General features: G+C 72.0%; 14 protein-coding genes. 3 read left to right on the forward strand and 11 right to left on the reverse strand.

Going from position 1 to position 14,525, the window contains the following annotated elements:
• Nucleotides 1-171: 171 nt before the first annotated feature.
• The 3 genes from AB0877_RS24130 to AB0877_RS24140 all read left to right on the forward strand — a co-directional run bounded on the left by AB0877_RS24130 (nt 172) and on the right by AB0877_RS24140 (nt 1,662).
• Nucleotides 172-627 carry a hypothetical protein gene (locus AB0877_RS24130; protein WP_366611664.1) on the forward strand — a complete coding sequence of 152 codons (456 nt, stop codon included), beginning with the start codon at nt 172-174 and terminating at the stop codon, nt 625-627.
• Nucleotides 628-717: 90 nt separating this feature from the next.
• Nucleotides 718-1,143 carry a DNA-binding protein gene (locus AB0877_RS24135; protein WP_366611665.1) on the forward strand — a complete coding sequence of 142 codons (426 nt, stop codon included), beginning with the start codon at nt 718-720 and terminating at the stop codon, nt 1,141-1,143.
• Between the two features lie 165 nt (nt 1,144-1,308).
• The gene (locus AB0877_RS24140) at nt 1,309-1,662 is read left to right on the forward strand and encodes an MmcQ/YjbR family DNA-binding protein (protein WP_366611666.1); all 354 of its coding nucleotides are present in this window, start codon (nt 1,309-1,311) and stop codon (nt 1,660-1,662) included.
• A 43-nt stretch (nt 1,663-1,705) separates the two neighbouring features.
• On the opposite strand, the gene argH is transcribed toward AB0877_RS24140, so the two are convergent.
• The 11 genes from argH to AB0877_RS24195 all read right to left on the reverse strand — a co-directional run bounded on the left by argH (nt 1,706) and on the right by AB0877_RS24195 (nt 14,444).
• Nucleotides 1,706-3,169, reverse strand: a complete 1,464-nt coding sequence (gene argH / locus AB0877_RS24145; RefSeq protein WP_366611667.1) for an argininosuccinate lyase — start codon at nt 3,167-3,169, stop codon at nt 1,706-1,708.
• 76 nt (nt 3,170-3,245) lie between these two features.
• Nucleotides 3,246-4,457: an argininosuccinate synthase gene (locus AB0877_RS24150; protein ID WP_366611669.1), complete on the reverse strand. Its 1,212-nt coding sequence runs from the start codon at nt 4,455-4,457 to the stop codon at nt 3,246-3,248.
• A complete protein-coding gene (locus AB0877_RS24155; protein ID WP_366611670.1) occupies nt 4,454-4,969 on the reverse strand; it encodes an arginine repressor in 516 nt (171 codons plus the stop codon). Before AB0877_RS24155 ends, AB0877_RS24150 begins: the two co-directional genes overlap by 4 nt.
• Entirely contained in the window at nt 4,966-5,919 is a 954-nt protein-coding gene (argF, locus tag AB0877_RS24160) for an ornithine carbamoyltransferase (RefSeq protein WP_366611672.1), read from the reverse strand. Before argF ends, AB0877_RS24155 begins: the two co-directional genes overlap by 4 nt.
• Nucleotides 5,916-7,145, reverse strand: coding sequence for an acetylornithine transaminase (locus tag AB0877_RS24165; RefSeq protein ID WP_366611674.1), 1,230 nt, complete (start codon nt 7,143-7,145; stop codon nt 5,916-5,918). Before AB0877_RS24165 ends, argF begins: the two co-directional genes overlap by 4 nt.
• Complete coding sequence (argB, locus tag AB0877_RS24170) at nt 7,142-8,047, reverse strand: acetylglutamate kinase (RefSeq protein WP_366611675.1); 906 nt, start codon at nt 8,045-8,047, stop codon at nt 7,142-7,144. The genes AB0877_RS24165 and argB overlap by 4 nt, the downstream gene beginning before the upstream one ends.
• 114 nt (nt 8,048-8,161) lie before the next feature.
• Nucleotides 8,162-9,334, reverse strand: a complete 1,173-nt coding sequence (gene argJ / locus AB0877_RS24175; protein ID WP_366611677.1) for a bifunctional glutamate N-acetyltransferase/amino-acid acetyltransferase ArgJ — start codon at nt 9,332-9,334, stop codon at nt 8,162-8,164.
• Nucleotides 9,331-10,332, reverse strand: a complete 1,002-nt coding sequence (argC, locus tag AB0877_RS24180) for an N-acetyl-gamma-glutamyl-phosphate reductase (protein WP_366611678.1) — start codon at nt 10,330-10,332, stop codon at nt 9,331-9,333. The genes argJ and argC overlap by 4 nt, the downstream gene beginning before the upstream one ends.
• A gap of 154 nt (nt 10,333-10,486) precedes the next feature.
• Nucleotides 10,487-11,317, reverse strand: coding sequence for a hypothetical protein (locus AB0877_RS24185; protein WP_366611679.1), 831 nt, complete (start codon nt 11,315-11,317; stop codon nt 10,487-10,489).
• Nucleotides 11,314-13,614 (reverse strand): HEAT repeat domain-containing protein, encoded by a 2,301-nt coding sequence (locus AB0877_RS24190; RefSeq protein WP_366611681.1) that lies wholly within the window; start codon nt 13,612-13,614, stop codon nt 11,314-11,316. The genes AB0877_RS24185 and AB0877_RS24190 overlap by 4 nt, the downstream gene beginning before the upstream one ends.
• Complete coding sequence (locus AB0877_RS24195) at nt 13,611-14,444, reverse strand: hypothetical protein (RefSeq protein WP_366611682.1); 834 nt, start codon at nt 14,442-14,444, stop codon at nt 13,611-13,613. Before AB0877_RS24195 ends, AB0877_RS24190 begins: the two co-directional genes overlap by 4 nt.
• Nucleotides 14,445-14,525 lie beyond the last annotated feature (81 nt).

Consider the following 14,525-nt stretch of genomic DNA (forward strand, 5'->3'; position numbering starts at 1 on the left):
CCATCCCGGTTTCCCCGGCACGCCGCCGGGGACGCGGGCCGCTGCGCGCCGGCCCGCGCAAGACTCCGGTCGCCAACCAGACAGTCGGCCGAACAGCGAAACCGGACCGTCGGCTCGGGAGTGTTCCCGATGTCGTCGCAGGGAGCGACGACATCACGGGAGGAATTCACCATGACCGTACGGAGCATCCGGCTACCACTGATCGCCACCGGCCTGATCGCGGCAGCCGCGACCCTGGCCTTCACCCCGTCGGCCAGCGCGAGCGTCCCGCTGCGGGCCGCGGCGCAGGCCGACAACGCGGCGCTGCCCACGATCGCGGTCGGCGCAACGGGCACGATCGAGGCGAACGGCGCGGCGGCGATCGTGCCGGTCACCGTGACCTGCTCGAAGTCCTTCGAGTTCGACGTCACGGTCAAGGTCGCGCAGGCCGTCGGCCAGACGATGCGCGCGGGCACGACGGTTCGCAGGGTCACCTGCGCGGAGGGCACCCAGGAGATGCGGGTCGCGGTGATCCCGGTCGAGCGTCCGTTCGCAGCGGGCGTCGCGTTCGGTGTGGTGACCGCGAGCCCCTGTGACCCGTACTGCACACCCATCTTCGGCGAGCGCCAGTTCAACCTGGTGCGCTGAGGCGTCGCCGGGCGGCGCGGGCACGCCAGGCGTGCCGCCCGGCTTCAACAATCTGTTGACAATCATGCGTTCATACGGTGTGCTCGGGGTATGACGACCGAGGACATCTTCACCGCGCCGCACCCGGGTCGGGCCCGCGCCCACCGCACCCACGAGGCGTTACAGCGGATCAGCGAGCGGCACGCCGGCACCGACACGCGGCGCGGCCGCTGGGCGCACCCGTACGTGCTCGACCCGTGGGAGGCGGTCGCCCTGGTCACCGCGCTGGCCGCCGGCGGGGCCGAGCGCGAACCCGCTGAGGAGCCGATCGACGCCGCCGACCTGACCGCCGCGCTGACCCTGCTCCCCCACGTCCGCGCCGAACTGGACGCTCTGGAGGCCGGCCTGCTGACGCTGGCGCGCGACCGGGGATTGACCTGGCAGGCGATCGCGTACGGGCTGGGCCTGGGCAGCGCGCAGGCGGCCCGGCAGCGCTACGAGCGGGTCGCCGCCCGCTCGGCCGAGCAGACCTCCTGACGAGCGCGCCCGGACGCGCACGACCGTGGGCCGACCTGGCAACAGTGGACCCCTCCTCGGCGCAGGCCACTGGATCCCGGATCGGGCGCGGTCGCATCGGACCGGCACGGCACGTGTGTGACAGCAGTCGGGCGGGCAGACTGTGCGCACGACGAGGAGGCACCCATGGAGCGCGCGGAGATGCTCACGTACTGCCTGGCCAAGCCGGGAGCGTGGCTGGACCAGCCGTGGGAGGGCGACGAGGTGGTGAAGGTGGGCAGCCGGATCTTCGCATTCCTCGGCAGCGACAGCGGCAAGCCGACGATCGGCATCAAGTGCGGGGCGACCCGTGAGGTGGCCGACGAGTGGCTGCACCGGCACCCCGACGACGCCGCCGTGATGGCCTACATCGGCCGGTCCGGGTGGAACACGCTGCGCCTGGACGGCGGGATCGACGACGACGAGCTGACCGAGGCCGTCGACTCGTCGTACGACATGGTGGTGGCCAAGCTCCCCAAGCGGGAGCGCCCGACGGCCTGAACCGCCGCGGCGCCGGCGGCAGGCGCCGACGCCACGGCACGGCTCAGCGCGGAACGACCCGCTCGGTGGCCCACTCCCGCCAACCGGCCAGCCGGTCCGCCGCGGCGGCGAGCTGGTCGGCGACCGGGCCGGGGCCGGTGGACCCGGGGGTGGTCCGGGCCGCGAGCGCCGACCGGACCGAGAGCACGTCACGCACCGACGGGTCGAGGTGCCCGCTGATCGCGGCCAGGTCCTCGTCGGAGACGTCGTTGAGCTCGCACTCCCGAGCAGCGCACAGCGCCACCAACTGGCCGGTGATCTCGTGCGCGTCGCGGAACGGCACATTACGTCGGACCAGCCAGTCGGCAACCTCGGTGGCGAGGGAGAAGCCGACCGGGGCGGCGGCGACGAGTCGGTCCACCCGGACCGTCATCGTGGAGATCATTCCCGCCAGGGCCGGCAGCAGCAGCTCCAGGGTGTCGACCGCGTCGAAGGCCGGCTCCTTGTCCTCCTGCATGTCCCGGTCGTAGGTCATCGGCAGGCCCTTGAGCATGGTGAGGACTGTCATCAGGCCGCCGACCAGCCGCCCGGACTTACCCCGGGCCAGCTCGGCGATGTCCGCGTTCTTCTTCTGCGGCATGATCGACGAGCCGGTCGCGAAGGAGTCGTCCAGCTCCACCCAGCCGAACTCGTGCGAGGTCCAGAGCACCACCTCCTCGCCGAGCCGGGACAGGTGCACCCCGATCAGGGCGGTGGTGAAGAGGAACTCGGCCACGAAGTCCCGGTCGGCGACGGCGTCCATCGAGTTGGCGAACGAGGTCCGGAAACCCAGCTCCTTGGCCACCGCCACCGGGTCCAGCGGGAGCCCGGAACCGGCCAGGGCGCCCGCGCCGAGCGGGCTGATCGCCGCGCGGTGGTCCCAGTCGCGCAACCGTTCGAGGTCGCGCAGCAGCGGCTGCACGTGGGCGAGCAGCCAGTGCCCGAAGGTGACCGGCTGGGCGTGCTGGAGGTGGGTCATGCCCGGCGCGGCGGTGTCGATGTGCCGCTCGGCCTGCTCGACCAGCGCCTCCGCCAACTCGACCAGGCGGCTGGCCACGCCCCGGGCGTGGTCGCGCAGGTAGAGCCGCAGGTCGGTGGCGACCTGGTCGTTGCGGGACCGGCCGGCGCGCAGCTTGCCACCGAGGCTGCCGAGACGCTCCAGCAGACCGCGCTCCAGCGCGGTGTGCACGTCCTCGTCGTCGATGGTGGGGCGGAACGTTCCGGAGGCGCAGGCGGCCTCCAGGTCGTCCAGCGCCGCCAGCATCCGGCCCAGCTCCTCCGGATCGAGCAGGCCGGCGCCGGCCAGGACCCGGGCGTGCGCCCGGGAACCGGCGATGTCGTACGGGGCCAGGCGCCAGTCGAACTGCACGCTCACCGACAGTCGGGCGAGCGCCTCGGCGGGGCCGCCCGCGAACCGGCCACCCCAGAGGCTCGTCCGGTTGGTGGCGGCGCTGTTCTCGGTCAGGCTCTTGTCGTCCACGTCGCCCATCATCGCGTTGGTTGCCTTTCGCTCGCGACCGCGGGGCCCGCTTGCCGCGCTTGATCAGTCTTCGCGCTCACACGTGTCACTGTCCGCCACCGCCCAACCGCGCGTCGCGCGCCGCGGCCATCCGGCTCGGCAGCCCCCACAACTGCACGAAGCCCTTCGCCAGGGACTGGTCGAAGGTGTCGCCGGTGTCGTAGGTGGCCATCCGGAAGTCGTAGAGGCTCGCCTCGGAGCGCCGGCCGGTCACCGTGGCCCGGCCGCCGTGCAGGACCATCCGCACCTCGCCGCTCACGTACCGCTGCGCGTCGTCGATGAACGCGTCCAGCGACGCCTTCAGCGGCGAGAACCACAGCCCGTCGTAGACGAGTTCGCCCCAGCGCTGGTCGACGCCCTTCTTGAACCGGGCCAGGTCCCGCTCGACGGTCACCGCCTCCAGCTCCTGATGAGCGGTGATCAGGGCGATCGCGCCGGGTGCCTCGTACACCTCGCGGCTCTTGATGCCGACCAGGCGATCCTCGACCATGTCGAGGCGGCCCACGCCCTGAGCGCCGGCGCGCCGGTTGAGCTCCAGGATCGCCTGGTACGGGGTGACCGTCTCACCGTCGATCGCCACCGGCACGCCGCCGTCGAAGGTGATCACGACCTCGTCGGGGTCGCGCTCCTGCGTCGGGTCGGAGGTGTACGAGTAGAGGTCCTCGACGGGGGCGTTCCAGATGTCCTCCAGGAAGCCGGTCTCCACCGCGCGACCCCACAGGTTCTGGTCGATGGAGTACGGCGACCTGGCCGACACGTCGATCGGCAGCCCCTTCTCCTCGGCGAAGGCGATCGCCTTGTCCCGGGTCCAGGCGAAGTCCCGGGCCGGCGCGATGATCTTCAGGTCGGGGGCGAGCGCGTTCAGGCCCACCTCGAACCGGACCTGGTCGTTGCCCTTGCCGGTGCAGCCGTGCGACACGATCGTGCCGCCGTGCGCGCGCGCCGCCGCCACCAGGTGCCGGACGATCAGCGGCCGGGACAGCGCCGACACCAGGGGGTAACGGTCCATGTAGAGCGCGTTGGCCCGGATCGCCGGCAGACAGTAGTCGGCGGCGAACTCGTCGCGCGCGTCCACCACCTCGGATTCGACGGCGCCGCAGTCCAGGGCACGCTGCCGGATGGCGTCGAGATCCTCGCCGCCCTGCCCGACGTCGACCGCGACCGCGATCACCTCGGCGCCGGTCTGCTCCGACAGGTACGGAATGGCCACGGAGGTGTCCAACCCACCGGAGTACGCGAGCACGACCCGCTCGGTCATGACGTGCTGGTCCCTTCCACGGTGTCGTCCCGGCGGGCCCAACCGGCGAGCTTCTCGCCGAGCGCGGCCCCGCCGACGGCCTCCCGGGCCACGACGAGGATGGTGTCGTCCCCGGCGATGGTGCCCACGATCTCGGGCAGCCCCGCCCGGTCCAACGCGCTGGCCAGGTACTGGGCTGCGCCCGGCGGTGTCCGCAGCACGGCGATGTTGCCGCTGGAGTCGACCCCGTTGAGCAGTTCGCGCAGCAGCCGTACCAACCGGGCCGGCGCGGCCTCGGCGTCGCGCAGCGGCCGCTGCCCGTCCTCCGGGATCAGGTAGACGGCCGGACCGTCGCCCCCGCGCACCTTGACCGCGCCCAACTCCTCCAGATCCCGCGAGAGGGTGGCCTGGGTGACGCCGACGCCGTCGGCGGCCAGCAGATCCGCCAGCTCGGTCTGCGACCGGATCGACCGATCGCGGATCAGCTCCACGATCCGGGCGTGCCGGGCCGCGCGGGTCAGCGGCGCGGTCATCGCGGCCCTCCGACGGCGGCATCGCCGGTCGCGGCTTCCAGCAGGAACGTCAGCAGCGCCTTCTGGGCGTGCAACCGGTTCTCCGCCTGGTCGAAGACCGCGCTCTGCGGGCCGTCGAGCACCTCGTCGGTGATCTCCTCACCGCGGTGCGCGGGCAGGCAGTGCAGCACGATCGCGTCCGGTGCGGCCTGACCGAGCAACTCCTTGTTCACCTGGTACGGCAGGAACGGGGTGATCCGGTCCAACCCGTCGGACTCCTGCCCCATCGACGTCCAGGTGTCGGTGGCCAGCACGTCGGCGTCGCGTACCGCCTGGGCCGGGTCGGTCAACACCCGCACCGACCCGCCGGTCTCCGCGGCGATCTCCGCGGCCCGTCGCACCACCGCCTCGTCCGGCGCGAACCCGACCGGGCCCGCGATCCGCACGTGCATCCCCGCCGTCGCACCGGCCAGCAGGTACGACTGCGCCATGTTGTTCGCCCCGTCCCCCACGTACGCCAGGGTGCGCCCGGCCGTGCCACCGCACCGCTCCCGGATGGTGAGCAGGTCGGCCAGCAGCTGGCACGGGTGGAAACCGTCGGTGAGCGCGTTGACCACCGGCACCGTCGCGCCCGCCGCCACCTCGGCGATCCGCTCGTCACCATGGGTCCGCAGCACGATCGCCGCGACGTAGCGGGACAGCACCCGCCCGGCGTCGGCGAGCGACTCACCGCGACCGAAGTGGGTGACCTGGGTGTCCACCACCAGGGGGTGCCCGCCCAGCTCGGCGATTCCGGCGTCGAACGAGATCCTGGTCCGCAGGCTCTGCTTGTCGAAGAGCACCGCCACCGAGCGGGGGCCGACCAGCGGCCGGTGGCCGAACCGGTCCGTCTTCATGCCGGCCGCCAGGTCGAGGACAGCGGACTGTTCGGCCGGCGAGAGGTCGTCGTCGCGCAGGAAGTGCCGGGTCATCGAGTCGTCCCCGTCGTGGTGGTCAGCGTGGCTGGTGCGGTCTGCGCGCCGGCAGCGGCCGGGGCGGTCGCGTCCAGGGCGGCGGGCAGCGCCGCGAGGAAGGTGTCCACCTGGGCGGCGGTGAGGATCAGCGGTGGGGCCAGCCGGATCACACCCGGCTGCACCGGGTTGACCAGGAAGCCGGCTTCCCGCAGCGCCTCGGCCAGCACCGACGACACCGGCGCGGTGAGCGCCACACCGAGCAGCAGCCCCGAGCCGCGTACCTCGCCGATCAGCGGGTGGCCCAGCGCCTCGATGCCGCGCCGCAACCGCTCGCCGACCCGCTTGACGTTGTCGAGCAGGCCCTCGTTGGCGATGGTCGCCACCACGGCGAGCGCCGCCGCGCAACTGACCGGGTTGCCGCCGAACGTGGTGCCGTGCGAGCCGGGCGTGAGCAGGTCCGCGGCGGGGCCGAAGGCCAGCGTCGCTCCGATGGGCAGACCGCCACCCAGCCCCTTGGCCAGGGTGACCACGTCCGGCTCCACGCCCTCGGCCTGGTGCGCGAACCAGTGCCCGGTACGCCCGACACCGGTCTGCACCTCGTCGAGGACCAGCAACGCGCCGTGCCGGGCGGTGATCCGCCGGGCCTCGGCGAGGTAACCGGCCGGCGGGACCAGCACGCCGTTCTCCCCCTGGACGGGTTCCAGGATCACCATGGCGGTCGCCTCGGAGACGGCGGCTTCGAGAGCGGCGACATCGCCGTAGTCGACGTGCGTCACCTCGCCCGGCAGCGGCCGGAACGGGTCGGCCTTGGCCGGTTGACCGGTCAGCGCGAGGGCGCCCATCGTGCGGCCGTGGAAGCCGCCCCTGGTGGCCACCACCTGGGTGCGGCCGGTGCGCCGGGAGAGCTTGAACGCCGCCTCGTTCGCCTCCGCGCCCGAGTTGGCGAAGAACACCCGACCCGGTCGGCCGGCGAGCGCCAACAGCAGTTCGGCGAGGGCCACCGGCGGCTCGGCCACATAGAGGTTGGAGACATGTCCGAGGGTCGCGACCTGCTTCGACACCGCCGCCACCACCGCCGGATGGGCGTGACCGAGGGCGTTGACCGCTATGCCACCCACCAGGTCCAGGTACTCCCGGCCGGCGTCGTCGACCACGACCGCGCCGTGACCGGAGACCAACGCCATCGGCGGCGTGCCGTAGTTGTCCATCATGGACTGCTTCCACCGCTGCGCCAACGTGCTCATGTCGCGTCCGTCCCGTCTCCCGGCACCACCATCGTTCCGAACCCTTCCGAGGTGAACACCTCAAGCAACGTCGAGTGCGCCACCCGGCCGTCGACGACGTGCGCGGCGGGTACTCCCCCGCGCACCGCCCGCAGGCACGCCTCCATCTTCGGCACCATGCCCGACTCCAGGCTGGGCAGCAGCTTCGCCAGATCGTCCGCGGCGATCTCGGAGACCAGGCTGCTGGTGTCCGGCCAGTCCGCGTACAGGCCGGCCACGTCGGTGAGCACGACCAGCTTGCGGGCCCGCAACGCGATGGCCAGCGCGGCGGCGGCGGTGTCCGCGTTGAGGTTGTGCAGCACCCCCTCCACGTCCGGCGCCACCGTGGAGATCACCGGAATCCGACCCGCCTCGATCAGGTCGGTCACCGCGGACACGTCGACCGACTCGACGTCCCCGACCTGACCGACGTCGACCGGCACCCCGTCCACGTACGCCGGACGCCGCACCGCGGTGAACAGCCGGGCGTCCTCGCCGGAGAGTCCGACGGCGTACGGGCCGTGCGAGTTGATCAGACCTACCAGCTCCCGGCCCACCTGACCGACCAGCACCATCCGGACCACGTCCATCGCCTCGGCGGTGGTCACCCGCAGACCACCCCGGAACTCGCTGGCGATGCCGAGGCGACCCAGCATGGCGGAGATCTGCGGACCGCCGCCGTGCACCACCACGGGCTTCAGGCCGGCGTAGCGCAGGAAGACCATGTCGGCCGCGAACGCCCGCTGCAACTCCGGCTCCGTCATCGCGTTGCCGCCGTACTTGACCACGACCGTCGAGCCGGTGAAGCGCGCCAACCAGGGCAACGCCTCGATCAACGTCTCGGCCTTGACCTGGGCACGAGCCAAATCGCTGCTGAGACTCACCGCACCGGCCCTCCGTTCGCGACTGCGGGACTCCGCTGCGCTACGTTCCTCGCGCTCACCGCGCCCGCCTTCCGTTCGCGACTGCGGGACTCCGCTGCGCTGCGTTCCTCGCGCTCACGTCGAGTACGCCGAGTTCTCGTGCACGTACGCGTGGGACAGGTCGTTCGTCCAGATCGTCGCGGCCGACGTACCCGCGTGCAGGTCGATCCGGATGGTCACGTCCCGCCCGGTCAGGTCGACCTTCGAGCGGTCCTCGGCGGCGGCGCCGCCCCGGCACACCCACACCCCGTTGACCGCCACATCCACCTCGTCCGGCTCGAACGCGGCAGTGGTGGTGCCGACGGCGGCGAGGATCCGGCCCCAGTTCGGGTCGTTGCCGAACAGCGCCGTCTTGACCAGGTTGTTGCGGGCCACCGCACGGCCCACCTCGACCGCCTCGTCCTCGTCCGCCGCGCCGACCACGTCGATGGCGACCTGCTTGGTAGCGCCCTCGGCGTCGGCCACCAACTGCTGGGCCAGGTCGTGACAGGCCGCGGTGACGGCGGCGGCCAGCTCGGCCGGCGTCGGCTCGATGCCGCTGGCGCCGCTGGCCAGCAACAGCACCGTGTCGTTCGTGGACATGCAGCCGTCGGAGTCGACCCGGTCGAAGCTGACCCGGGTGGCCGCCCGCAACGCGGTGTCCAGCGTCGCCGGCCCGGCCACCGCGTCGGTGGTCAACACGCAGAGCATGGTGGCCATCCCGGGCGCGAGCATCCCGGCGCCCTTGGCCATGCCGCCGACCGTCCAGCCGCTCCCCCGCGCCACAGTGGTCTTCGGCCGGGTGTCCGTGGTCATGATCGCCTCGGCGGCGGCCGGGCCACCGTCGCGGGACAGCCCTCGGATCGCCGAGCGCACACCCGGCAGCAGCTTCGACATCGGCAGCCGCTCACCGATGAGGCCGGTCGAGCAGACCGCGACATCACCCGCGCCGAGAATCAACCGGGGGCTGACCGAGGTCAGCGCGGCGGCGGTGTGCTCGGCGGTGGCGTGCGTGTCCTGGAAGCCGGCCGGACCGGTGCAGGCGTTGGCGCCACCGGAGTTGAGCACCACGGCGCGGACCACACCGCCCTGCACGACCTGCTGGGTCCAGCGCACCGGCGCGGCCCTGACCCGGTTGGTGGTGAAGACGCCGGCGACACCGGCGTCCGGACCGTCGTTGACCACCAGGGCCACGTCCGCGCCACCGCCGGTCTTGAGCCCGGCGGCCACACCGGCCGCCCGGAACCCCCGGGGGGCGGTGACGCTCAAGGGGTGACCCCCCAGATCGACAGGCCCGTCGTCTCCGGCAGGCCGAGCATCAGGTTGGCGTTCTGCACGGCCTGACCGGCCGCGCCCTTGCCCAGGTTGTCCAACGCGCTGAGCACGATCAGACGACCCGAGTCGACGTCGACGGTGGCCTGCAGGTGACACGAGTTGGAGCCGAGGGTCGCGGCGGTGTGCGGCCAGCGGCCCTCCGGCAGCACGTGCACGAACGACGCGTCCGCGTACGCCCGGGCCAGCACCTCCTGCGGGTCGACGCCCCGCGCCGGCACCGCGGTGACGGTGGCCAGGATGCCGCGCGGCATCGGCGCCAGAACCGGGGTGAACGACAGCCCGGTCGCGCCGGTGGCCTGCTTGATCTCCGGGACGTGCTGGTGGGTGCCCACCCGGTACGGCGACAGGTCGCCCATCACCTCACTGGCCAACAGGTGCGCCTTGGCCGCCCGGCCGGCGCCGGAGGTGCCGGAGGCGGCGACCACCACCACGTCGGCGGGGTTGGCCGCGCCGTCGGCGATCAGCGGCGCGAGCGCCAGGGTGATCGCGGCGGCGTAGCAGCCGGTGTTGGCCACCCGGGTGGAGCCGGCGATCAGCTCCCGCTGACCGGGCAACTCGGGCAGGCCGTAGGTCCACTGCCCGGCGTGCGTGCCACCGTAGTACTGCGCCCAGGCGTAGGGGTCGGCCAGCCGGTGGTCGGCACCCAGGTCGACGATCCGCACCTCGGCCGGGAGCTGGGCCGCGAGAGCCGCCGACTGGCCGTGCGGCAGGGCCAGGAAGACCAGGTCCGCATCGGCCAGGACCGCCGGCTCGGTCTCGCCGAGCACCAGGTCGAGCCCGGTGAGCTGCGGGTGCACCACGTCGACGCGGTGCCCGGCCTGGCTGTGCGCGGTGGCGGCGACCAGGTCGAACTCCGGGTGCCCGGCGATCAGGCGCAGCAGTTCGCCCCCGGCGTACCCGCTCGCTCCGGCAACCGCGACTCGAATCCCCATACCCACCTCCGCATGACTATGCAGCGAAGATTAACAAGGACGACTCACGAGTGCAAGTTCATGCAGTGCAGTGCATGGTAATGAACAGATGAATCACGCCGATCAACGCCCTGGGCGTCCTCTGCCAGACGATCCTGGCAGAGGACACCGCGTGTCAGTTCACCCGCTCGGACAGCCCGTGCTGACGCTCGTACGTCCTCAGGGCCGCATCCCATGCTTCCGTGTACTCGCTCGGTCCCATGCCGAGATCACCATGTCCACGCACCGCCTCACGGAGCAGTTTGACGAGGTCGGGAACAGTCTCTCGACGTTCCTCCACATATCGGCGGAACACCTCGGCGAACTGCTCCCCGGTCAACCGCGCCGCATGCGAGGTCACCGGATCGCCCTCGAGATTTTGCAACACCGCACACCAGCGACGAGTCAGCTCGTCCGCCTGGGTCGCCCTGATCTTCTGCAACTCATGATCACACTCGAGCCTGATCCGATCCTCCCAGTACGGCCGAAGGCGTTCCCGGACCCGCTCGTCCGGGCTGACGCGGACGAGCACGCCGAAGTGCGGCGTCACACCCTCACGCGGCCAGCGCTGACCGGCGAAATGGCCGTTCAGGGCGCGTTCCAGATCATGCGAACGGTGCGGCTCGTGTGCACGCGCCAGATCGACCGCCTGTTCCCGGACGATCCCGGCGGCCCAACCCAGGTAACGCTCGGCGCGGAGCCGAAGCTCCTCGGACGCCATGTTCTGCGCGGTCCAGGTGTAGACCACGTGCAGCCGGAAGTCGAACGCGTCCCCCTTCGCCGGTACCAGGATCGGCCCCGGGACGTCCTGCCGAAACGTCGCGGTGGTGGGCACGACCGGCGGCAGCGGAGGCGGCGGCACCGGAAGCTCGGCTGGCGGAAAGAACGCGTGCCACCACCGGCGACCCTGCACCTGCGTCGGAATGGGTGGCCTCGTGCCCGGGCCGCCAGGCGGATTCATCGTCATCGGATCTCCTCATCGATAAGTCGTCGTACCTCGTCGAGCAGGTCGTTGTGGGGCAGCACGGGACGCCACACGTGGCGGAGCTGATGGTCCAGGCGATGACGCAAGGCGGGCTGCCCAGCGATCACGTGACGCACCAGTTCGAGGCAGTGCACGGCGACGGCCGGCTGCCGGTCCGCCCGGTCCAGCCAGAATCCGAGGGTCCGCCACGAGCGGTACGCGGTCCACGGCAGGCTCAGGGCGGTCGCCCAGAGCACGGCCAGGTCGGCCAGCCGGATCGTGCCCTGGTCGACCAGGTGCAGCAGTTCGGGCCAGTGCTCTCTCGGCGGCTCCGTCCAGCGGTCCGCGAGCACCCGTAGGGTCCGCGCGGCGTGCAGCCGCACCTCGGGGTCGGCGGACGCGGTCCAGTCCACGAGCGCCGGTACGACGCTCGCCGCGTGCCCGTTGCGGTACACCTCGACGAGCCCGCGGACGACCGAGTTGTTCCATCGCTGCATCCGCGCGTGCGCCACCTGGCGCAACTGCACCAGCGCCGCGTCCGGCCAGAGCTGGGCCAGCCCGAGGCTGTACGCGCGTGCCACGGTGTCGCGTAGGTGAGCTGCCGGACCGGCGGCCCACCGGTCGACCTCGGTGCGGACCCGATGGTGCAGCGTCGGCTGCATCGCCATGGCCACGAGCACGATCGCGGCGGCCTGCCGGACCCCGGCCCGCCGTTCCCGGGCCAGCACTCCCACCGTGTCGAGGGCTGCCTGCACGTCGCGGGTCGCCGACCACCCGATCGCCCCGGCGGCGGCCTGTCGGACCGCCGGAACGTCACCGCGGATCAGATCCGCCAGCCAGTCGAGGAGTTGTTCGGGAGTCCACCAATCGGTCCAGGCGACCTCCAGCAACGCGGACCTGAGGGGCTCGGTGCCCGCCGGGAACTCGATCCGGCACCCACCCGGCACGCGTACCTCGTGCAGCCGGGTGACGGCCTGGCTCAGTGTCGACCCCAGAAGGGCGTCGATCGCCGACCCACGAAGTGGTGCATCAGTGGACGTCACGTCGTCGAAGCCCAGGCGGGCCAGACGTTGGGCAGCCTGGTGCATCTCTGCCACGGGCTGTCCGGCGAGTACGGCACACGAGAGGCGGAACGCGCGCACCTCCTCGTGCGTGAAGCCGTCGACCTCCTCGCCGTTGGACTGCACGTCGAGGATCTCGACGGCCCGCTCGCGAAGCTGGAGTGGCAACAACTGCTCCAACCGCTCGGTCAGGGTGACAGCCCTGGGAACGGTGCGAGCGATCATCTCGACGATCTTCAGGACCTCGCCGGGTCGAGGCTCACCGGCCAGGTACGCCGACAGCAGTGGATGTCCGACGCAGTCCACATCCACGTACCGCTCCAGACAACTCCCGTCGCAGGCGGCCTCGCACCACCCGACACACCGCCCGCGGAGTTGGTGGCGGAGTTGCGCCCGGAACACCTCGACGGACGAGGCCGGCCGGTGCTCCACGACGTGGCCCACGAAGTCGTGCCTCCGCTGGGAGAAGTCCCCGACCAGGACCACCGTCATGCCCGCCGTCGCGGCCTTGGCGGCGAGTGCGACGAGTGTGAAACCGTCGACCTCGCGGAGAACCACCTCGCTCAGGCGGAGCACGTAGCCGTGCCCGCCGGGCAACGACTCCCCCGCCCCGAGGAGGTCGGACAACTGCTCGACACCGAGGGCGCACACCCGGTCGGATCCGTGCTTGCGGGCAACGGCCAGGGTCGCCGAGGTGGACAGTCCACTCCCGACCGTGCCGGACAGGCAGACCAGGTGGTGGCGCTGGAGGTGGTGGTCGAGTCGCTGGTCACTCGCTGCGTGGGCGTACCCGTTGGCGATCTCGCGCACGGTGGCGCCGGCGATCGGTTCGAACCAGACGCGCCCGGCGCCGTCGGACCGCGCGGTGGTGACGTTCACCGTGCCGATGGCGACGGCGCCCTGGCCTGTGGCGTTCTGCCCCTGGACTCGGACGTCGCCGACATCGATGCTTGGTGCGCCCAGCAGACCGGCGAGCCGACGCAGCACGTCCCTGGGGTCAGGAATGTCCTCGGGCTCGTCCGCCTCCTCCCCCTCTGGTGGCTCCTCCGGCTGCGTCTCGGCCGAGCCCGGCTCCTCCACACCATCAGACGATGCCGGGACTGTCGATCCGTCCGGCGTCCCGTCGGCCACGGCGTCACCGAGCGGGTCGCCGCCGGGCGGCTCCTCCGGCCCGTCGTGCCAGAGGTCGTCCAGGTCCCGATCGGTGCCGGGGGCCGTGGAGGGGTGTCGCCCGATCATCGGGACCCGCCCCGCCTCGGGGCGGAGTTCACGTCGCGGCCAATCGAGCCGATCGCCGTCGCACCCTGGCCTATCGCGTTCTGCCCCCGCACGTGGACGTCCCCGGTACGAATGCTCTGTCCAGATGCGTCGGCCGGGCCGGCTGACCGGGGCCCGCGCTCCGTCGCGCCGTCGCCGGTCTTCTCCTCGGCGGGCTCCACCTGCCGTTCCGTGGCCGGCTCGGCACGCTCCCCCGCGGCGGCCGCAACGCCGGGGACCGCTGCGGCGGTGAGATCCTCGTCCACCACACAGAGCCAGGCGTACTCACGGAACTCCTTGTCCGGATGGTCCACCTCGATCCGCACGAAACGCTCGGGTCGCATCTCCTCCGGATACTCGCTGACCACGTCCCGGAAGATCTCGGTCGAGACGACAAGCGCCACCCCGGCCCCGGGAAAGGCCGCCAGGGCCTTCTTGACGGGGTCGGCCTCGCACAGCCGACACACGAAGACGACGGCGTTGCCGGGGAAGCCGTTCGCGCCGTCGAGGTGCACGAGCCCCTGGTGCACAGCCACCCGCAACCGGATGCGGGCGGCCGGGACGCGGCTGCTGTTGTGGTTACGCAGCCGCCGGTTCAGCTCCGGCACGAACCGGCCGATGACCCGGGACTCGGACACCTCGCGTGGCACGACCGCCAACTCGCCGTCGCCCGCCTGCTGCGTGACCCAGGCCACGCGGTCCAGGCCGACCGCGTCAGCCGCCTCGTGCAGCAGTTCCCGAAAGTGCCGCTGCGCCTCGTACTGCTGCAGGTTGCTGCGTCGGCTGTAGCGCTCCATATCGACGGAAATCAACAGTCGTCGCTCAGGATGTCGCATCGAACGTCCCGCCCTTCGTCACCCGGCTCGCCCAGCGGCGAGCACCGCAGGAGCCAT

It is taken from the genome of Micromonospora sp. NPDC047644 (genome assembly GCF_040704315.1).
Taxonomy (GTDB): domain Bacteria; phylum Actinomycetota; class Actinomycetes; order Mycobacteriales; family Micromonosporaceae; genus Micromonospora.